Source organism: Pedobacter riviphilus (genome assembly GCF_014692875.1).
Taxonomy (GTDB): Bacteria; Bacteroidota; Bacteroidia; order Sphingobacteriales; family Sphingobacteriaceae; genus Pedobacter; species Pedobacter riviphilus.
Genome location: NZ_CP061171.1, coordinates 4,085,287 through 4,105,310 on the forward strand (window position 1 = coordinate 4,085,287; position 20,024 = coordinate 4,105,310).

Annotated in this window: 18 protein-coding genes; 13 read left to right on the top strand and 5 right to left on the bottom strand. The window is 38.3% G+C overall.

What is annotated here, in order from left to right; all coding sequences use genetic code 11:
• Positions 1 to 234: 234 nt before the first annotated feature.
• The 4 genes from H9N25_RS16755 to H9N25_RS16770 all read right to left on the bottom strand — a co-directional run bounded on the left by H9N25_RS16755 (position 235) and on the right by H9N25_RS16770 (position 7,365).
• A complete protein-coding gene (locus H9N25_RS16755) occupies positions 235 to 1,890 on the bottom strand; it encodes a triple tyrosine motif-containing protein (protein ID WP_190326612.1) in 1,656 nt (551 codons plus the stop codon).
• A complete protein-coding gene (locus tag H9N25_RS16760) occupies positions 1,860 to 3,152 on the bottom strand; it encodes a two-component regulator propeller domain-containing protein (protein ID WP_190326613.1) in 1,293 nt (430 codons plus the stop codon). Before H9N25_RS16760 ends, H9N25_RS16755 begins: the two co-directional genes overlap by 31 nt.
• 593 nt (positions 3,153 to 3,745) lie before the next feature.
• Positions 3,746 to 4,405 carry a GDSL-type esterase/lipase family protein gene (locus tag H9N25_RS16765; protein ID WP_190326614.1) on the bottom strand — a complete coding sequence of 220 codons (660 nt, stop codon included), beginning with the start codon at positions 4,403 to 4,405 and terminating at the stop codon, positions 3,746 to 3,748.
• Positions 4,406 to 5,283: 878 nt separating this feature from the next.
• Positions 5,284 to 7,365, bottom strand: coding sequence for an FUSC family protein (locus H9N25_RS16770; protein WP_190326615.1), 2,082 nt, complete (start codon positions 7,363 to 7,365; stop codon positions 5,284 to 5,286).
• Between the two features lie 290 nt (positions 7,366 to 7,655).
• Here H9N25_RS16770 and H9N25_RS16775 point away from each other — a divergent pair, with 290 nt between their 5' ends.
• From H9N25_RS16775 to H9N25_RS16795, 5 genes are all read left to right on the top strand, one after another.
• Complete coding sequence (locus tag H9N25_RS16775) at positions 7,656 to 7,922, top strand: hypothetical protein (RefSeq protein ID WP_190326616.1); 267 nt, start codon at positions 7,656 to 7,658, stop codon at positions 7,920 to 7,922.
• Between the two features lie 172 nt (positions 7,923 to 8,094).
• On the top strand, positions 8,095 to 9,057 hold the full coding sequence (locus tag H9N25_RS16780; protein WP_190326617.1) for a DUF2806 domain-containing protein: 963 nt from the start codon (positions 8,095 to 8,097) through the stop codon (positions 9,055 to 9,057).
• A gap of 256 nt (positions 9,058 to 9,313) precedes the next feature.
• The gene (locus H9N25_RS16785; RefSeq protein WP_190326618.1) at positions 9,314 to 9,952 is read left to right on the top strand and encodes a hypothetical protein; all 639 of its coding nucleotides are present in this window, start codon (positions 9,314 to 9,316) and stop codon (positions 9,950 to 9,952) included.
• Between the two features lie 75 nt (positions 9,953 to 10,027).
• Positions 10,028 to 11,149 (top strand): AbiH family protein, encoded by a 1,122-nt coding sequence (locus H9N25_RS16790; protein WP_190326619.1) that lies wholly within the window; start codon positions 10,028 to 10,030, stop codon positions 11,147 to 11,149.
• A 332-nt stretch (positions 11,150 to 11,481) separates the two neighbouring features.
• The gene (locus H9N25_RS16795) at positions 11,482 to 12,561 is read left to right on the top strand and encodes an FISUMP domain-containing protein (protein WP_169502795.1); all 1,080 of its coding nucleotides are present in this window, start codon (positions 11,482 to 11,484) and stop codon (positions 12,559 to 12,561) included.
• A gap of 381 nt (positions 12,562 to 12,942) precedes the next feature.
• On the opposite strand, the gene H9N25_RS16800 is transcribed toward H9N25_RS16795, so the two are convergent.
• The gene (locus H9N25_RS16800; protein ID WP_190326620.1) at positions 12,943 to 13,518 is read right to left on the bottom strand and encodes a dihydrofolate reductase family protein; all 576 of its coding nucleotides are present in this window, start codon (positions 13,516 to 13,518) and stop codon (positions 12,943 to 12,945) included.
• A gap of 344 nt (positions 13,519 to 13,862) precedes the next feature.
• On the opposite strand from H9N25_RS16800, the gene H9N25_RS16805 reads away from it, so the two are divergent.
• The 8 genes from H9N25_RS16805 (at position 13,863) to H9N25_RS16835 (ending at position 19,803) form a co-directional block, all read left to right on the top strand.
• Positions 13,863 to 14,468: a hypothetical protein gene (locus tag H9N25_RS16805; protein ID WP_190326621.1), complete on the top strand. Its 606-nt coding sequence runs from the start codon at positions 13,863 to 13,865 to the stop codon at positions 14,466 to 14,468.
• 47 nt (positions 14,469 to 14,515) lie between these two features.
• Complete coding sequence (locus H9N25_RS16810; RefSeq protein WP_190326622.1) at positions 14,516 to 15,172, top strand: hypothetical protein; 657 nt, start codon at positions 14,516 to 14,518, stop codon at positions 15,170 to 15,172.
• A gap of 14 nt (positions 15,173 to 15,186) precedes the next feature.
• The gene (locus tag H9N25_RS16815) at positions 15,187 to 15,573 is read left to right on the top strand and encodes a hypothetical protein (RefSeq protein ID WP_190326623.1); all 387 of its coding nucleotides are present in this window, start codon (positions 15,187 to 15,189) and stop codon (positions 15,571 to 15,573) included.
• Position 15,574: 1 nt separating this feature from the next.
• The gene (locus tag H9N25_RS16820; protein ID WP_190326624.1) at positions 15,575 to 16,324 is read left to right on the top strand and encodes a hypothetical protein; all 750 of its coding nucleotides are present in this window, start codon (positions 15,575 to 15,577) and stop codon (positions 16,322 to 16,324) included.
• Between the two features lie 66 nt (positions 16,325 to 16,390).
• Entirely contained in the window at positions 16,391 to 17,734 is a 1,344-nt protein-coding gene (locus H9N25_RS24675) for a DEAD/DEAH box helicase (RefSeq protein ID WP_223833418.1), read from the top strand.
• Between the two features lie 17 nt (positions 17,735 to 17,751).
• Positions 17,752 to 19,104: a DEAD/DEAH box helicase gene (locus H9N25_RS24680; protein WP_223833419.1), complete on the top strand. Its 1,353-nt coding sequence runs from the start codon at positions 17,752 to 17,754 to the stop codon at positions 19,102 to 19,104.
• Positions 19,095 to 19,511, top strand: coding sequence for a hypothetical protein (locus H9N25_RS16830; protein WP_190326625.1), 417 nt, complete (start codon positions 19,095 to 19,097; stop codon positions 19,509 to 19,511). The genes H9N25_RS24680 and H9N25_RS16830 overlap by 10 nt, the downstream gene beginning before the upstream one ends.
• Positions 19,504 to 19,803: a hypothetical protein gene (locus H9N25_RS16835; protein WP_190326626.1), complete on the top strand. Its 300-nt coding sequence runs from the start codon at positions 19,504 to 19,506 to the stop codon at positions 19,801 to 19,803. The genes H9N25_RS16830 and H9N25_RS16835 overlap by 8 nt, the downstream gene beginning before the upstream one ends.
• Positions 19,804 to 20,024: the final 221 nt, after the last annotated feature.

Sequence of the window (20,024 nt, forward strand, 5' to 3'; positions counted from 1 at the left end):
TGGTTAGTTCATGATACAGTCTTATTGGCTGCTGTTTCATAAATCAAATCTATAGACGCGATGAGCAATAGCACAATTTGCCACTACTACACGAACCATACACCAACCCTCAAAAAGGCTAAAAAACAAAAAAAATAGGCCTACATAAGCCCTACAAGAGAAGTATAAAAAACTGTTTTACAGGTATTTAAATTTTTTAACAAAAATAACAGCTTTTGTAACAAAAACGTACGTTTAAGACGTTTTCTGTCGTGCTATTTCGATCAGGAATTCGTACAAATTGGTTTCTGGCTTAAGCTGAAGTTTCTTTCTAAGGCGATAACGTCCCACTTCTATAGCCTTAATGGTCACATTCATCAGCTGGGCCATTTCTTTTGAAGAAAGATTCATCGACAGGTAAGCGCAGAATTTCAGATCGTTCTGGCTTAGGTCTGGATAAAGATCTTTTAGCCTGGCAAAGAACTCGGTATTTACATGGTTAAAATGCACACTCATATGATCCAGTTCCTGATCTTTCTTTTCTACATCTTTAATCAGCCTGATCAGGTGCCTGAAACTTGGCGAGCTTTCGTTAAGATCGTGGTTTTTAATTACCGCAGATATAACTTCTTTAATTTTTGCCAAGACTTTACCACGCTGAACCAGATGCATGGTCATGGTAGAAAGTTCTTTGTTTTTATAATTTACATCAGCTTCAAGCTTTTCGTTCTGCAGCCTTACAATTTCTTTTTCGTTCCGATCCAGTTCCAGCTGGTGCAGGTAACTCATGCGTTCCTGTTCTTTAATGTGCTTCTTTTTTTGCCACCTGATAATTAACCTCAGAGCCATTACAATCAAAACAAGGTAAACCATACGCATCCAAATGGTATTGTACCAGGCAGGCAAAACCACGAATGTATAACTCACTACTTCCGATTCGTTACTGATACCGGTACTGGCCTTTACATTAAAGGTATATTTCCCGGCAGGTAAATTGGTATAGTCTTTTTCACTTTTAGTATTCCATGCCGACCATTCGTTATCAAAACCAATAAGCTGGTAGCTGAATTTAATGTTTTTATCGTGCTCAAAAAGTGTAGAGGCATATTCGAAATGGATAGAATTTAAGCTGTACACATATTCAGGTATTTCATTCAGATCCTGGCGGGCCACAATGCTCCCTTTGTTTACAAAATAGCCTCCAAAAACCACACTGTCTTTATTACCCATTAATTTAACCGTGCCTAACACTACATCTGGCCGGGTTATATTCTGAATGTATTTCTGGTAATTGATATGGTAAGCACCTTTGTTGGCCCCTATAAATATGTTTTTGCTATCGGGCGTATATATCGATTCGAAACCACCAACCACTTTGCCGTTTAGCTCGGGCAGGTATAAAATACTGAAAGCATTTTTACCCTGGGGCCTGTGGAAATCGATTACCCCTACCTTTTTATTGGTAACAAACCAGATATTGCCATCGTTATCTTCTTTAAGGTACTGGATGGGAACACCATTGAGTGCAGCCCCCAACAATTTAAAACGGGTAAACTTTTTACTGGCCATACTATATTCAAAAATTCCGCTTATAGTGGCAATTACCACCCTGTTTTTAAGGCGAAACACGTAATTATAGAGCTTGGTAGGCAAGCCATCCCGATCAGAGCATAAGGTAGTACGCAGGATACTTTTATGATCGGGCTTTAGTTCTATCTTATATACACCATGGTAAGGATGCGAAGCCCATATCAGATCGGGATTATTGTTATCGGCCACAATAAAGCGCAGCGTTTCGTTAATTCCGGCAATTTTGCCACCGTTAGTAAAGCGGCTTCCATCGTAATTTATTTCTTGTAGTCCGGCGTAAGTACCCGCAATTACCTCTTTACTCGGGTAAACATTATCCATGCTTTGGTACATCCAGGTACCAATTGAGCTGTACAGCGGGTGGCAGCATCATCTTTCACGAGTAGGGTCCCGTCCTCGTGTGCCATTAGCAACTGGTTGTTAATTTCATCAAGCCCCCATACCTGCCCCTTGGTGTTCTTTACCTCTTCAAAACTGGCTGTCGAATAGCTTAAATCGGGCATAGCCGTATTAATTTTAGTGCGGTACAAACCATAAGAGGTACCAATGTAGATCGATCCGCCATATTTACGAAAAGCGTAACTGGTAATCTGCTTATTTCGATCGGGATAAATACTTTTAACAGCACTGTTTATGGCCACATAGGCAATTCCATCATCAAGGGCCAGCCACATGTTCTTATCCTTATCAAGCAGTATGCCCCTTACATTATTGTTTTGTAAGCCCTCTTTATAGTTGTATTTCTGTACCAGGTTACCCTGCTTGTTCATAATGTACACCCCGCCAGAGGTGGTGGCTACACCATATAAATCCGGACTGATTTGAGTGGTAAAATAAACCCTTTCGTTTAAAAAAACCTGATCCAAACTGGTTTTTAAAGGTTTTAGCTGGTGGTTAACGATGAGAAAGAAGCCTTTTTTTAACATCGAAACCAATAAGGTATCGCCACCATAAGGCAATACCGCTGTAATGCCCGAGCGGTTTAAAACGCTGTCTACGCAAAAAGGCTTCCATATTTCGTGGTCGTAAATCATCAGGCCCGAATCAGATGATTGTGAAAAAACTTTCCCCTTTGCCGCGCCCATAAACAGCCAGGTAGTATTGGTTTTATAACTTTTAATTACCCCGTCTTTATAATGCAGAATGGCATGTATCGACCTAAAAAACACTTCATCGCGCACAATTGAAACGCCCCATATATCGGCTAGTTTCCGCATGTTTTCAGGCAGCAGGTTTAGTAGCGATGTGTATTTTAAAACACCTTGCGCATTCGGGTAGAAATATCCAAACTCATCTTGCCCGCCCACGTAAATTCGGTTTTTAGAGTCGATCCCCACCGAACGTACCGAGGTAAGATTGGGCAACCTGAACAGGTTCCAATAGCGGCCGTTAAAAGTAAGCAGCCCCTCATTATTGCCAAAATAGAGGATACCATTTTTATCCTGCTCTACATCCCAGTTCTGAATACCGCCATTATACTGCTCGTTATTGTAATTTACCACTTGTGGAATCCCCAGTAGCACCTGGGCCTGGGCACAATAAACAGTCAGGAAGAATAATATAGCCAGTAGAAGTCTCTTCATGTAGGTTAGGGGGACGGTTAAAACGCAATAATAAATATATAATTTTAATTCCGGTTAGCCTAGCTTACAATTTCAGTGGCTTGTGCACGTTTCTAACGCATGCATAAATAGCTTAACGATTGCATCGTTTAATGCGACCAATATTTTTAACCACCTAAGACATTAAGAACACTCAAGTTTTCAGCTTTAGTCTTTGGTCTTTTAGCTTTTGTCTTCTTATGAAGCGCAAAACCTGTGGTTAATGGGCTGGGTTCAGTCCCGCTTTCCCTTCAAGTCCTCGCTTCGCTCCGGGCTTTCCGTTCAATCGGGGCTAGTTAACTTCATAACTACAAGAAATTTTAAAACAGTTTGGATATATCAATCTTTAAACTTTAGTCCCTCTATTCCAAGTCTTTCTAGATAGATTTCAGGCTTGCGCGCGTTTCTAACGCGTGCATCAAATAACCTAACGATTGCATCGTTACGCTACTCCAATGAATTTTAGTCTCGATATCCCGCAATAGATTTCGCCGCTACGGTAGAAATGACGAATTTCCGCTTTGGGATTTAACTTTAGTCTGCTGACCTCTGACACCGAACTTTAGACTAAAAATCTATTTCAACAAATGTGGTTCAACCGCTTTCCTCCATATGGCATAACCCGCAGCATTCATGTGCAGCATATCATCTACAAAAAGTTCTGGCCTAAGTTGTCCATCTTTGGTTAACATCAACGGATATATATTAACGAATTTCGTATTCGCTTCTCCGGCAAGGAACTTTTTAATTAACGCGTTAGATGCTATCGCTTTCTCCTTAAATTTATCCCTGCTCGGGCTTGGTTTAATCGAGATGTAAACAATAGGTACGGTTGGCAGCTTTGCTCTAATGGCCTGGAATAAGTGGATGGTCCGGTTTAAAACAGTATCAGGTGTAACCGTTTCGTTTGGCAAATCGTTCTCTCCCACATACAATACAATCTGTTTAGGTTGGTAAGGAAAAACAACATCGTTTAAATAATAGGTAATATCGTTAATTACAGCACCACCTATTCCACGGTTTAAAGCATTGTATTTCGCGAAAATCTGTGTACAGTTGTCCCATTTGCGGATAGATGAACTTCCTACAAACAACACCGGGTGAACAGGTGGCCTGTACATCTGATCGTACTTTTTAATGGTTTGCACATCATCCCAAAAATTAGGTTTCTTTTGGGCAAAAGTAGTTATGGTTAAGAGAGAGAGGCAAAGCAGAACAAACAATGATTTTTTCATATAAGAATGTTTAAAACGGACCCAATATAGCAATATACTACTGGCGGTGGGTAAATCAAACAAATTTATTACCGCTGGTTTACGTTGTGATTGACATGTAGGAATCTGTTATCCTGAGGGATAATTTATTTGTATAAAAATCAATATGATTAACAGATAAATTTTATCAGGTAGTATCCCTCGAGAGATCGTCATTCCCAACTTGATTGGGAATCTTAAAACGTTTGCATTAAGATTCCCGCATGCGCGAGAATGACGATTTTTCTATAGGAATCTGTCATCCTAAGCGTAGCCGAGGGATCTTTTACGTTAAATCCTCTTTTAAATGCTTCAAAGGCGTTTCGACAGGCTCAACGTGACAAACAATTAAATATACCCCCGAAACCAGCACCGAACTTTGTAGATAAACCTGATTGAAATGGAAAGCCCGCAATCCCGATTCTTCATCGGGAGAGGACTTGGAATGGAAAGCAGGACTACCATCTGCCAAGACCTACTACCCTTTCATTTTCAAAAAACCAACTCAAAGCAATCTATTGACAACTGATTAGATTCGCGAATCTGCTATCATTGGCGTTATTTATTAATCATTTATTAACTCTTGACTTGTGAATTATGCATTTCCACTTAGTAAGGCCCATGGCACTATATCTCCGTTCTACTTAAATCCGGCCTAACAAATTTTTCGGATTCCACTGGCCGAGCCTTAAAACTGGCTTTAAAAGAAAAATTTTCAGCCGGCATTTTTTGTTTCTTTTTGATGCCAAAAAGAAAGAGCCCTTCGGCGGCGGTGAGCCGAGGCAAGACTGTGCAGTGTGGCACCACTCAGATTGATTTTTATTAAACAAATTATTCTTTAGACTAACAAGCAATTAAATTCACCCCCTGAAACCAGCACTAAACCTGCTAAAATCCAACGATAAAACCGCAATGTGCGCCAGTTTCTGTTTGGTAGAATGGTCATCATGGTTTACATCCACCACCTCAACATCAGGCACATCATCATTTTCTAGCACATCTTCATTACTCAGGTTACTTACAATCTGCTTAACCAACAATGGATCGGCCTGCTCCGGTTTATGGTTAACAGAAAGGTATATAGAAGTAATAATTGCATTAATCTGGTAAATGGTAGACTGTACCCCATACAAACCATTAAAATCGATGTGTTTCCGCATCGGCTCCTGGCTGGCCGACTCAATGGCTTCGCTTAGTGCAGATAAACTCAGGTTGGCATTTTTTCTGGCCATGCGCGAAACATTTTCGCCCAGGTTTTCCTTTCTTTCTATCGCCACCTGCAAATAGTGCAAACTATCTTTTGTGGCTTTGCTTATTTTCTCTTTCAACTGGCGGCTATCCCAAATGGGGAAAAGATAAGTGGCAAAAATGGCAATCACACAGCCCAGCACCGTAAATATAATCCTGTCGTGTACAATATGATCGAAATGGCCCTGGTAACTGCCTAACGTTAAAATAACTGCAGGGGTGATAAACAATACACTTACCGTATAATTTAAACGGTTAAAGGCATAAAAACCCAACAGAAAAATCACTGAAAAAGAAAGCAGCACAGCCGGACTCTTTACAAAATAGATCATAATCAATCCGATTACAACGCCACCTAAACTTCCTTTTAAACGCTGTAAGTTTCGTTTCCAGGTAATCGAAAACTTCGGCCGCGCCACAATTACCAGGGTAAGAAAAAGCCAGTAGCTGTATTTGCTGGGTTCCAGCTGCCAGATGAGCAGGAAACCAAACAGGAAACAAATAGCCAACCGCAGCGAAAACCTGAAGATGGGTGATTTTAAGGTGAGGTGCTCCCTGATCGAAAAGCGATCGCCGGTAATAAATAAAGGATACGAAATCGATCCGCTCAGTTCTTGTAAGCGTTTCTCTGGCGTACGCTCGTTGCCCCTTATCATTTCGATAATACGCACAATATCGTTCATGTTCGAAACCACCTTCAGCACAATTCTCCGTTGGGTTTCGTTTAAATGCTCCATTTCCTGCAACAGCATTACGCGTTTCTGGTAATATTCGATATTGGTAGCCACCTCTCCTTTATAAGCCTTTGCCGAGCGAACGTGCCTGCCCAGTTGCTCCAGCTCTTTGGCCAGCAACTCAATTAAGGAGGCAATTAGTTTTAAACTCGGGCCTGTAGCCAAAGTTTTTCGAACTAAAGCATAATCATAATGTACCGCATTCAACTGCTCATATAAATCGATGAGTAACCTTGCCCGCTCCAATAACAACTGGCCTTTGGGGTTATCAGGATTCATGGCATATTTATCGGTAAGCAACAGGTTGCGGATCAGCTCGTGTTTCTGGTTTACCTTAATGTGCAGTTTTATGGCTTCCTTTTGTTGCAGATCGAGCGGAACATCCACATCATAATTCTTCGCTTTGGCATTCAAGAACATTGCGCTGCTCATCAAACACTCAAAAATGGCATGGTGCAACGAGCGATAAGGCCGCAGCAAAATCTGGATTAAACTGATTACATAATACCAAACCCCACCAAGCAAGATATAACTGCTAAAATAAAGCGGCCGCACCGGGTGAAGCCCCATTACGAAGGTACATACAATTAACGCCATGGTGCCGATTAGCGATAGTTTCTGCCCGTATACAGCAAACATCGAAAAGCTGAAAGCAGCGATGATTACCACAACCGCGGTGAGATAAACATGATCTAAAACCGACGAAACCACCAGTGTGGTAGCGAAAAAGACGATAATACTCCACAGTGCCGTTTTCAATTTATTCAGCCGGTTATCGGGTAAGTCGGTTAGGCTAATCAATAAAGCGCCAACCCCTATTCCTTTTGCAGCTTCAGGATTGCCCAGGTAAAAGAATAAAATAATGGGCAATACCACGGTAATGGTGGTGCGCAGGGCATCAGAAAAGTACTCGCCTAAAAAGAAATAGGTAATGGTAGAGCCGATGCTGTTTTTGCCCATATGTAATGTTAATGAATGCGGATATTGATAAACGCCGCAAAGATAACAGTTTTATAATGCATGCATAGCAAATAGCTTTACAAAAACCAGATACCGATTTGTTCTTTGGACTTTAGAGGAGTTGTGCGTTCATAACTTAATCTTCTGTGTTACTCCGTAGTGACGCTGCGCTGAACACTACGGAGAGGTTGATTACTGTCTATTGATAAAATAAATACTCATTTTACGGGAAACCAGAATATTACCTTACTAACCCTCCTTATCTTGTTCAAAATTTAAATAAAGAAATTATGGGAACAACAATTGGAAACATATTGATATCATATGATGTCAATAAATTGCACACACAAGTTAAAGCTAGTCTAGAACTTTTGGGTTATTATGACAACTTTACAAATACTGGTGAATCAAAGAAATATTTGCCAAATACAACATTATGGCACCCAAACAAATCATCTAACCAAGCAATTAGTGACTTAAAAACAGTTTGCAATAGTTTAGGGGTAATATTAGAAAAGGCAGTTGCCGTAAGAGCATCTGAATTTGTAGGAATCTAAACAAATTAAGCCAATTAGTAGTGTAGTATGGTTTTATTTAGTGTCCCTCCTACCCTATCGCAAGTTTTGGTGCTACAGGCCGGTGCAAAGGACTGACTTGTGCTTTAAAATAATCCTGGAAAGCACAAGTCAACCCGCCCCTGCTATCCCGCCCGCTAAGACTCGCGCTAGAATGGGAAAAGGGAACATGAAGATACCTAATAAAATATTTTTTGTCTATATTGCTGACAAAATATTGCTCTCGATAATGCAAAATCCCTTAATTATAACCGGAAAACCTCTTGAAAAACTTATTACACTCATTGGTGAGGGCATCGGTAGTTTATACGAACCAACAAAAATAAGACGCAAAGCAGATGCCGAAGCATATCGAATTGAAAAGATTGCAGAAGCTAAGGCAAAAGGTCTAATTATTTCATCTAAAGCTGAACTAACAATAGCAGAAAAGGCTCACAATAGGGTAGTGATTCAGGAGATAGATCGTCAAATAAATATCGAAGATATTGCACAAAAGACTGTAAAGTACCTTAAAGAATCGGATGTGCCTGAGGATATCGATCAAGATTGGAAAACCCGTTTTTTCAATAAGGCAAAAGATATTTCAAATGATGAAATGCAAGAGATATGGGCAAACATTCTCGCAAATGAAATAGATAAACCTGGAAAAACAAGTATTAGAACGCTAGAAGTTCTAAGTAATCTCTCTCAAAAAGAAGGTAAAATATTTGAAATGTTTTGCTCATTTTCTTTTGATCACGTTGGAATTTATCACCCTCCAGGAGGTGAAATTTACAAAAAATTCGGATTAAGATATTCTGATTTGCAAATCTTAAGATCGGCCCGTTTAATTCATTCAGCTGACAATCTCGTGTCTCTCCTACCCCTATATGAAGGTGTTAATGGCTGTTTTATTTCGCGTGGAGATAAGATGTATGTTCTTATTCCTGGCACTAATAAAGACTTAACTTTTGATGTTACACAACTAACTCAAGAAGGATTAGAATTAATGAACATCATTAAAACACCGAAAGATGATTCGTATTTTAATTCTTTTTTAGCTGATTGTAAAATAAGTCGGAAGATAGAATTCAGGGAAGCAACAGATGAGGATTTAAAATATTTAAACTTAGAATGATCTCCTACTGCCGCACGTCCTTTAGCTCCAAGCCCAAGTGAAGGCCTCACTTGTGATTTCGTTAAATTAATACATTAATCTCTTTTTAAAAAAATCATAACTAGTTAACTACTGTAAAGCACAAGTCATCCATACCACTGCCCCGCTAAGACTTGTGCAAGTAGCAGATAGACTGAAAAAACCTATTCCAACTTAGGTGCACGACTATATATTAATGACTAATTTTAATTAGTGACACACAATCTCTCGCAAAAAAATGAATACTTTAATAGAATTAGATAATATTTACTTAAAATCTTTCAATAAAATATTTGAAAAATTACAAGAGTCATATATCAATATTGAAAATAATTATCATTTTGACCTTAATAAAACTGAGGTAACTGAAGCTATTATTCAACGCTTGAAAGTATATTATTTAACGCAAGGAAAAATTAAAGATTTTTTAAATAAACGTTACTTAGCTGCTGCATCAGATTATTTCGTAGAAACAATACTCTTCTTTCTAAAACTCTATTTAAAAGAGCTTGGCAATAATTTAGAAGTACATTCAGAAAGACAAATTCGAAAAAATAAAAACTCTATTCGTCCTGATATTTCCATATGGAATGGAGATGAAGTTGTAGCTATTATAGAATGTAAGACACAGCTTGGTTGGAATCGTGATAACTGGGAACAACAATATTTGGATCGACACATTAAATTACAAACTGAATTCCCCAACGCTAAATCTTTATTGTTAGTAATGACCGGAGTTAATTGGGGAGGCTTTGGAAATCACATTGATTTGAGACAAAACTACTTCTGTTTGCTTAAAAACACTTGGCCAGTCGACTTTACTACTTCTGATCAAATTATGACACCTATTGAGGATATGTTTAAGCTTCTTAAGTAGAAAAAGTACAAAGATTAATAATGGAGGTGATTTTTCGGTAAACAAATTAAGTATGACGCAAGTGTATCAAACAGTATGAATAGATTAATTATAATTGGCAATGGATTCGACCTTGCCCACGGTCTAAAAACGAGCTATTGTGACTTCATTAATAATTACCTCACTAATGCCTTAAATATATTTGCAGAAAGTAGGTTTTACGATGATCCTTTGTTAGAGATCACTCATATTAATAAACATCGTTATTATACTAATATTTATCCAGTTCCAGTTACCATTGAAAGTGTTTATTATTCGCTTAGCCAGTTAGGTCCTTCTACCAATACACGCGTTAAGTATAAAAGTGCAATACTAGCTCATTCAATAAATAATACAAAATTCGGCAAGTGGGTAGATCTTGAAAATGAATATTTTGATCAGTTAAAATCATTAACTTCAAATGCTAAGCAAAACGGAGATTACAGCAGTATCTTAACATTAAATGATCAATTAAATTTCATAAAATTGAAGCTTCACGAATATCTATCGATGATTGAATTAGATCTGGAACATTTTGAGCCGTCCAAAGAAATCTTTGATCTTTTTCATGAACAGATAGATTCGGACGACATTGTATTAGAGTTATCAAGCACTGATATCAGCAAAACACTATTCTTGAATTTCAACTACACAAATACTGTAGAAAAATATAGAGGCAACCGTAATTACGGTGCTTCTGTTAGCAATAAAAGAGTGAAAATACCTGATGATATTAATTACATTCATGGCAGCCTAAATACCCCAGGCAATCCAATAATATTTGGATATGGAGATGAGTATGATGATGATTACTTATTATTTGAAAAACATAAGCAAAATCATCTATTTACGCATATAAAATCATTTTCTTATTTTAAAACTGTAAACTACCATTCTTTGATAAGATTTTTAGAAAATGACGATTACCAAGTATTCATAGTGGGTCACTCTTGCGGGCTATCTGACAGAACCATGTTAAAGGAAATTTTTGAACACAGCAAATGTAAATCTATAAAAATATTTTATTATAAACGTCAAGACGGGTCAACAGATTTTACTGAAAAGACTTATGATTTGGCAAGACATTTTACTAGCAAAGGTGAGATGAGAAAGAAAATTGTTTCAGAACCTAACTCGAAACCCTTTCCTCAATACACGAATCCTTCTGCAAAGAAATAACAGTAAAAAAACAGGAATCTGAATTAACATCTCCGCTAGCGCACATATGATGTATGTGAAATTTTGAGAATTGCTAAACACATGAATAAGTTCAAACAACTTTTTGAAAGTAAGAAAGATGAAGTGAATGGGCGTTTTTTTTTTAAAAAAAGACTGCTTCACGCCACCTCACAAACCTTGCCCTTTCGTTCGCAATGACGTACCGTTTCGCCTTATATACCAAAACTTCGCCTCCTAACTTCTCACTACCCTCATAAATATACCCATTAAGGGGTATTGTTTATTTCATATATGATTGGGAGATTTGGCAATAACAAACAAACAATTAAAGTATGAAAATAAACAAACTCCTACTAATGGCACCATTGCTTGTGCTATTGGCAACGGCATCTACTGTGATGGCGCAGGTAAAAAAATCGCCAGCCAAAGCGGCGGTTCCGGTTAAAACCAAATACGGCGCTTTAGCTATAGACCGATCTAATGGTTTTTATTATGGTTTTTCATTCGATCAGCCAAACTTGGCAGAAGCCGAGAAAAGAGCGGTTGACGAATGCAATAAACGTGGCGGATCTTGTAGCATTGTACTCACCTATTCGGGCACAGGTTGTGCAGCCTACCGCACCATAAATGGCAATGTAGGCACCGCATTTGGCTGGGGCATAGCAAAAACCAAAGAAGAGGCTGATGCAATAGCTACAAAAGAGTGTTTAAAAAGAAGCGGCGGCATACAACCTACCAACTTTGTTTGGAGCTGTAATGCAGCACAAGCGGCGCAGTTAAAAGAAATATACAATGCCTCACCTGAAATTACAGGTCCGGTAAAAATTGGCAACCAGGTGTGGACAAGTACCAATTTAAACGTGAGCACCTATAGAAACGGCGAGCAGATTTATTACGCGGCCAACCAAAAAGAATGGGAAAAAGTAAGCAGAGAAAAAATTCCGGCTTATTGTTATCTTAATTTCGATAGCAGTAATGAAAAGAAATACGGAAAGCTTTATAACTTTTATGCAGTTACCGATCGTCGTGGATTAGCACCAGCTGGTTGGCATGTACCTAGCAGCAATGAATTTTTAACACTTATTGCAGCTTTAGGTGGGGAAAAGGTAGCCGGTAAAAAAATGCGTGGAACTACCGGTTGGGACATAAAGGATTCGTACAAATTTGCGCATGGCAATGGCGATAACTCATCAGGTCTCAATTTACTGACCAATGGCAGTGCAGGTGGTGATGAATATGGCGGTGGCCAATCATTCAAATATGGCGTATGGTTAAGCTATTGGTGGTCGAGCACGACCAAATCAAGCGGCGACAGCTTTGCCTACTATCTTGATTTTAACAAATACAGCGAACCGCGTGTAACCGATTATAGTAAAACCACTGGCGCCGCGGTAAGGTTAGTGAAAGATTAATTTGCCCATATCAAATAATACTCATATTTCGGAACCTAAAGGTTAGAAATCACTTACTCAACCGGGAATAATCAAGATTTCCGGTTGATTTTGTTTAAGGGGAAATAGCTATCAAGATTTAGCCTCTCATTTTATCTGTTCTCGAGGTACAGCCCATGGTTAAATAGCCCTGATGGGAGTGCAACGGACAGCAGGACCGAAGCCTACCAAGGATCACTGCCCTTGCGCTCCAAAAACTTTTCCAAATTAATCCTCTTTTCCAAAATCCAAACTTTGGACTATTCCACAATACAGATTGCTTCACGCCACTTCACACCCCCTAGCCTTCAGTTCGCAATGACGTTCCGGCCTCCAAACTCCAAACGCTCAACTCCAAACTAATTAACTTCCCAGCTCTCCAACATATCGATAAGTGTTCAGCTGAACTCCTGTTGGCGTAGTTTTCGTGCTTACAAAAGCCAGCTCGCGTGCATCGGCAGTATCCGAAAAGAAACGTTTGCCCGTGCCCAGCAATACCGGGTATACCATTAGCACAAGCTCGTCAACCAGTCCCTGTTCCAATAACACAGCAACCACCGTCGAACTACCGTACACAATCAGGTCAGGCCCCTCTGTTAATTTGAGATCGCGAATACGCGTTACAATGTCTGTACCTAAATCTTCAACCGGGCCCCATTCGAGGCTCTCGGGCCTATGGGTAGCGACGTACTTTTTGCCATTATTTAAACTGTTTGCCATCGGATTATCGCCTGCTTTTGGCCAGTACTGGGTCCAGCTATCGTAGGTTTTGCGGCCCAACAGCAGATCGATGTGAGTACCCTGAGTTTCCAGTACTGCGGCTAAACCTTCTGCACTCCGGTAAGGTGTTGTCCATCCGCCATGTGCAAAATCCTCGCTGTTTTCGTGCTGCATCACACCATCAAGCGAGATGTGTTCCATTATTTTGATCTTTCTCATGTTATTTTCTATTGATTTGATGATGATAAAGTTACAACGGAAGAGCCACACGCATGAGGGGCAATCGTGACAATATAAAGGCGTTTTTATGACCATTTGCAATTTATTCGTAGGGTTTTCCTCAAGATTATGCGGGTTGAAACTAATCTCCGTTATGTTATAACAACACACTTTGCACTATTCTACATTATTCATATCTTCCCACCAGTTTAAGTAACCTGGATAATGCATCAGCTCTCAACCAACATGCCTGCGCAACTTCGGCAAATATGTATTGATCAAAAAATGATTAAGTCTAACCGCTTATACTTTGCACTAAGCATTAATGAAACAACCAAAAAAATATGAAATCAAAACCAGCGCTTTTTTCGATTATTTTATTGGCAACTGTTTTAATTAGTTTTAAAGACAAAAATGAAATTAAACAATGTTATATTTCATTTAAATCTGCTTCGGGTTTAGTGGCAGCCAATCCAGATCGTCTTCCTGAAGGCACAGAGAAATATAGAACGGTATCAACTGCAAATGGAGGCGTGAACGTAACCCGAACAGACGGTTATCGGATTTTATACAACAACGATAAGAAAGCCCCATTCGTAAACTTAAAAGTTGAGCTTTCTGAAGAAAAGAGTTATAACCTCGATAAAAAGAAGCTGCTCGAAAATTTAATTTTTTTAGCCTCGCACACAACGGGTATGGAAAGTAAGAACCTAATAGAACTTAAATTTAATGGTTATACAGTTTACGGAATTAACAGGGCAACAATTGAAACAGGCAATATACTAGGAACATTTATCTTGTTCCCCGGAAATAACACCACTATTTATTTCTACTTCAACAATATGGAACTCGAATATAGAAACTTTACTTCCCTTAGTGATTATAAAAAACAACGCGACAGGTTTATCAATGAGTATACTAAATATTTAAATACCTGCAAGGGTAAATAGGTACAACTGACTGCATAAAACTCGATACAGATTAAAATTAACGCTCAATGAATCCATTTTCTATTACATTAGTAGCGCTGTGGGCCTATCCTATTTTAAGCTTAATCTTTTTTGCATTAACTAAAAATAAGCCCAAAACAAGGCAATGGGTGGTTAAAATTTCAATTATATTAACCGTTTTAACCACTTTAGCTTTAGTATTTAAGCTTTCAACTATATCGATAATGGTAAACTGGTTATTGGTTTCGGGTTTTTACCTATACCTATCGCTTATATTGTGGTGGTCGCAATTTCAGCCGAATAAATTCTTAAAAATTATCGGCACTTTGCTTATGATAAGCACTTTTGGAATAGGTTATCTTTCGGGCACACTTGGCATTTTGGGCGTAGGATTTATTGTTGCAGATTTCGAAGCGGATGCAGAAAAAAAATTGAGCGATGATATAATTTATAGGGAACGTTCTATTGGTAATGCCATTTCCGATTACAGGGGCACACGTGTAGAAATTTATAAAACTGTTGCATGGTTACCTGTTTTCGAATACCGGATAACCCAAAAGGAATATTACAACGTAATTACCTATCCAAATGAGATAAAAGTTAATTACGAACCTAATAAACACATCATTCATCTATCTGCCCATATCTTTTCGCTAAAGAATGGAGGTAGAGAAAAATGGAGCGATAGCATAAAACTTAAATAACAAATAATAATAATATGAGTTGGGATATTGTAATATTCAGTTCGAAACAAAAAATAAGGGCTGTTGAAGAAGTAGACGAAGAGTTACTTGTAGCAATAGATTTTAACATTATTCTAGAAAAGCATTTTATCAATATTATCGCTAACAAAAATAATAGGGAAATAAAAGGTGAAGGATACATTATAGATTATTTTTTTGATAGCGAACCTGTAAGCAATAAGGTATTCAGCCTTTATGGCGAGGAAGCACTTTTTGTGCTAATAAACGTTGCAAAATTATACGATTGGCAAATATTTGATACGGGAAATGGAGAGATGCTAGACCTTGAACATCCTGAAAAAAACGGTTACAGTAATTTCCAAAGTTATTTACAACACGTTTTAAAAAATACAGGTAATTAATATGAGCAAAGTCAGAAGAAACCAACGACAACAACAGCGCAGTAAAGTTACCTTCTCTAAATTAACCTTCCATAAACTCAACTGGTTAGAATACCTGACCATTGGTTTAAGTGTATGGTTCTTATTTTTCCCAAAACCTTACGAGATCCTTTTTACAGTATTGCTCTGCATGCCAATTATTGGCCTTATATTAAATGGTTTAACAGGCAGGCCAAGTATTGCCAGTTTGGTAGAAATTTGGAAAGACAAGGATGGGAATGATAAATACGATGTAGCCGATTTTATCGACATTGCCGCCTGGGTTATCCTGTTCCGTGTAATTATCGATTATAAATTTGAAAGCTTTTATAGTTTGATCATCCCCGGTACCGTAGCCTTTGCAATCATGCTGATCATTCTTTTTGCTACACATAATCATATCATCAATACCGATAAAAGCAAAAACTGGATTTACCTATCGCTTATTGTTAATGTTTTTCTTTATAGTTATGCAGGCGCTTATGGGGCAAACTGTGTTTACGACAATTCGGAACCGACTGTTTATCAAGCTGAGGTTGTAAATAAAAGGATTAGCAGGGGTAGAAGAGGGTCGAAATCTTATATTCTAAAAGTTACGCCCTGGGGCCATCATTACGATCAGGAAGAAATTTCTGTTACAAGCGATCAGTACAACGGAATCCAGACCGGTCAAACCGTAAATATCGATCTAAAAGAAGGTTTATTTAATATCCCATGGTTTTATGTAGAGTAAGCTGTAACGGCCATGCTTCCATACCATCTAACAAACAAAAAAGCGTTATATTAATCCGTTTAAAAATTGACCTCCTATCCTGAAGAAATAAAATTTATATCCAGTTGGCGAAAGTATCAGCAACGGGTTCTCGATCAATTAGATGATTACATTGCCAATCGGCACCTACATATTATTGCGCCACCGGGTTCGGGTAAAACGGTTTTGGGGCTCGAAGTAGCTATCCGCTTAAACAAACCAACATTGATCCTCGCCCCTACCATTGCCATACGAAACCAATGGATACAACGTTTCTGTGATCTTTTTCTTCAGGTTGAAACCGTGCCAGACTGGATTTCGAAAGATATCAGGAACCCCAAATTTATGACTGTGGTTACTTTCCAGGGTCTCCATGCGGCCTGTAACAATTTACCTGTGCAGGAAGAAGAAATTGATGAAGAAGAAGAGGAAGAAACGATAAAATCATCTAATCCTAATCTTGATAATATAGTAAAGAGATTAAAATTGCAGAACATTAACACGATCGTAGTGGATGAAGCCCATCACTTAAAAAATGAGTGGTGGCAAACCTTAACCAAAGTAAAAGAAAAACTCGATCCAATTATTGTTGGCTTAACCGCCACGCCACCGTACGATGTTACACCAACTGAATGGTTACGCTATATCGAATTTAATGGTCCGGTTGATGCCGAAATATCAGTACCCGAATTGGTGATTGAGGGCGACTTATGCCCACATCAGGACTATGTCCATTTTACCTTTCCAACCGCGGCAGAAAATGAAAACATCATCAAATTCAGGGCAGATATCGAATTGCTGTTTCATGAAATTAAGCATGATGAAACGCTTATAAAAGCCATCGAAGATCATCCCATCTGGGTACATCCAACCGAACATCTCGAATGGATCTATACTAATCTTTCTTGCTATTCGGCCTGTTTAATTTTTCTTCATGCCAATGGCAGGGAAATCCATCAGCTCCATATCAAAGTGGTGGGCGATCAAAAATTAGAAATCCCACCATTGGATTACAATTGGCTGGAAACACTTTTAGATTTCTATTTATTTCAGGAAAAGGAACGTTTCAAGGCATTCGACGAACATCGGAAGCAACTGGAATCAAAGTTGAGGCGATGTGGTGCTATGGAGAAAAGACAGATCAATTTCTCTAACAATAAACGGATTACAAGCTTTTTAACTTCAAGCATAAGCAAACTCAGTGGAATTAGCAGCATTGTAGATTTCGAGTTTAAGCACTTAGGCCATCATTTAAGAATGGTCATCCTATCTGATTATATCCGCAAAGAATTCTATATCAACTCAACAGAGAATCAGCTCGAATTAACCAAAATGGGTGTAATTCCTATTTTCGAAAAACTAAGACGCGAAAACACAACCAATAAAAAATAGGTGTGCTTACCGGTTCGATGGTAATTATACCAAGAACCGCATGTAAAGCATTCGAAGCAAAAGCAGTTAAACTGGGTATTACAAAAATCAGCTTATCTCCTGTTCCTTTCGATCATGATTATATCATTATTGAGCAAACAGAACAGATTAAAAATGCCTTGATCCACCTCGTAACCGAAATTTTTGAGGGAGGAGAAATTGAAGTATTGATCGGAACAAAATCTTTACTCGGTGAAGGATGGGATGCCCCAGCCATCAATTCATTAATATTAGCGAGCTTTGTTGGCTCTTTTGTTTCTTCCAATCAGATGCGCGGCAGAGCCATCAGAACACAAAATGGAAATATGGGTAAGACCGGAAATATCTGGCATCTGGTTACAATCGATCCCACAGCCAAAACAGGAGGAGATGACTTCGCTCTCTTAAAAAGGCGCTTTAAAAGTTTCGTTGGCGTTTCCTTTAAACAGGAACCGGGTATTGAAAACGGGGTGAACAGATTAAATTTATCCGAAAACATTAGCCAGGTAGCAGAAGCAGAGAAAAAGAATATAGAAATGTTTGCCTATGCTGCCGATAGAGAAAATTTAAAACAACGTTGGAAGACTGCGCTCGAAGTGGGCTTAAATCTTGTTGAAGAAATTAAAATCCCATTTCGGGAAGAACAAGAATACCAAGAAGTTAAAGCCATGTACCTGAATAAAACAATTGCCAACCTTTTGGCTACTTTGGGCTCGGGTTTGGCTGGGTTTGGGCTGCAAAGCCTGGAAATCCTTCTTAGAGGAGGTAGGTATTTCAAATCGTCACATGATTTGTACACTCTGCTAGGCATTATTGGTACTATAGGGATGCTCATATTCGGTCGGCTAACCTACAAAACCCTAACACTTTATATTAAGTACCGCGACATTTCAAAAGATATTTATCAAATTGGACAAGCACTTTTGAGTGCATTAATTAAGGCAGGAGTAATCCAAACCGATACTTCACAAATTTATGTGCAAAGTGAGATAGACCAATATGGTGCCATTTTCTGCCATCTAGCAGGCGGAACCACTTTCGAAAAATCGACTTTTATTAATGCACTACAAGAAGTAATTGCACCTATTGATAATCCACGTTACGTAATTATCAGAAAAAACAAATTTATGCTGTTTGTAAAGCAGAAAGATTATCATGCTGTACCAGAGGTTATTGGAAGAAATAAAAACCTGGCCGAACACTTTAAATATCAATGGGAACTATGTGTAGGTGCTTGCGATTTAATATTTACCCGTAGCATCGAAGGCAGAAAATTGATCTTACAATCAAGAATAAAATCATTGGCAGCACAGTTTCAAAGTAAAGTAGAGCATGTAAATAAATGGAGATAGATCACGAAAAACCAATGTCCAAAATTGAAGCAATTTTAAACCCTATATTTTTGTTAAATCTTGTTTCGATTGAAACAATTCAATATTATTCTACAATCGACACATCCATTGAAGATGAAGGGATAGAGAGTAAGGTTGAATTAAAAGTAATGTTATTAAAACCAACAGAAAAAGAACATGAAGTAAACGAGCATTTTTACGAATTAATTTTAACGCATGTAACTAACTATCAGATCGATTTCATGAACGAAGATAATAGGACATTTGAATTTGATACGGATGAGGTACAATTAGAAAGGGATAGCAAATCCGAAGACATGTATATTCTAAGTTTTATAAATGCATCAGTAGATATACATATAAAGTTTAGGGGGTTAGCAATAAAACTTTTGACTTGTAATGAATAGAAATAATATCATGAACGACCCGCAAATAAAAAATTTCATAGAAAACTACAATGTATCTGATACCTTCATCAAATCTTTCAGCTCATTATTGGATCAAAATACGTGTGCAGATTTAGACATTAGTAACAAGAATATTTCTATAGAAATCGAAAAACTTGATTTTGAACTGCTTGATGGAGATGCGATTGCTTTCAAAAGCCAAATCGATCAGGATGGAAATAAAATAGGTTATTACAGATTGGTTTTTGCCTTGAATGGGGCATTAATAGATGATTTTTTTGTGATTTACTAATATAACAAAGACAACATCACAACTTTTGTTCTGCTCTCCAACTTTGCGTCCTCTGCGACTTTCTCTTTGTGTACTTTGCGGTTAAAAAGCCATGGAAGCGCACTGAAACAACTAAAACTAACATTAGCTTCGCTGAACACTACAGGGTTCCCACCTGCTCAGAAATAACCATCGCCTTTAACCTCTGCGCCCATCACCCTAAATCTGCGGGAGAAAAACCA

Bases quoted from the DNA above. Each gene is read 5' to 3' on its own strand.
- H9N25_RS16795 (WP_169502795.1), top strand. From the start codon at position 11,482: ATGAAAATAAACAAACTCCTACTAATGGCACCATTGCTTGTGCTATTG.
- H9N25_RS16800 (WP_190326620.1), bottom strand. From the start codon at position 13,518: ATGAGAAAGATCAAAATAATGGAACACATCTCGCTTGATGGTGTGATG.
- H9N25_RS16775 (WP_190326616.1), top strand. From the start codon at position 7,656: ATGGGAACAACAATTGGAAACATATTGATATCATATGATGTCAATAAA.
- H9N25_RS16830 (WP_190326625.1), top strand. From the start codon at position 19,095: ATGGAGATAGATCACGAAAAACCAATGTCCAAAATTGAAGCAATTTTA.
- H9N25_RS16820 (WP_190326624.1), top strand. From the start codon at position 15,575: ATGAGCAAAGTCAGAAGAAACCAACGACAACAACAGCGCAGTAAAGTT.
- H9N25_RS16780 (WP_190326617.1), top strand. From the start codon at position 8,095: ATGGGAAAAGGGAACATGAAGATACCTAATAAAATATTTTTTGTCTAT.
- H9N25_RS16785 (WP_190326618.1), top strand. From the start codon at position 9,314: ATGAATACTTTAATAGAATTAGATAATATTTACTTAAAATCTTTCAAT.
- H9N25_RS16760 (WP_190326613.1), bottom strand. From the start codon at position 3,152: ATGAAGAGACTTCTACTGGCTATATTATTCTTCCTGACTGTTTATTGT.
- H9N25_RS16810 (WP_190326622.1), top strand. From the start codon at position 14,516: ATGAATCCATTTTCTATTACATTAGTAGCGCTGTGGGCCTATCCTATT.
- H9N25_RS16765 (WP_190326614.1), bottom strand. From the start codon at position 4,405: ATGAAAAAATCATTGTTTGTTCTGCTTTGCCTCTCTCTCTTAACCATA.
- H9N25_RS16805 (WP_190326621.1), top strand. From the start codon at position 13,863: ATGAAATCAAAACCAGCGCTTTTTTCGATTATTTTATTGGCAACTGTT.
- H9N25_RS16815 (WP_190326623.1), top strand. From the start codon at position 15,187: ATGAGTTGGGATATTGTAATATTCAGTTCGAAACAAAAAATAAGGGCT.
- H9N25_RS16790 (WP_190326619.1), top strand. From the start codon at position 10,028: ATGAATAGATTAATTATAATTGGCAATGGATTCGACCTTGCCCACGGT.
- H9N25_RS16835 (WP_190326626.1), top strand. From the start codon at position 19,504: ATGAATAGAAATAATATCATGAACGACCCGCAAATAAAAAATTTCATA.
- H9N25_RS24680 (WP_223833419.1), top strand. From the start codon at position 17,752: ATGGTAATTATACCAAGAACCGCATGTAAAGCATTCGAAGCAAAAGCA.
- H9N25_RS16755 (WP_190326612.1), bottom strand. From the start codon at position 1,890: ATGGATAATGTTTACCCGAGTAAAGAGGTAATTGCGGGTACTTACGCC.
- H9N25_RS16770 (WP_190326615.1), bottom strand. From the start codon at position 7,365: ATGGGCAAAAACAGCATCGGCTCTACCATTACCTATTTCTTTTTAGGC.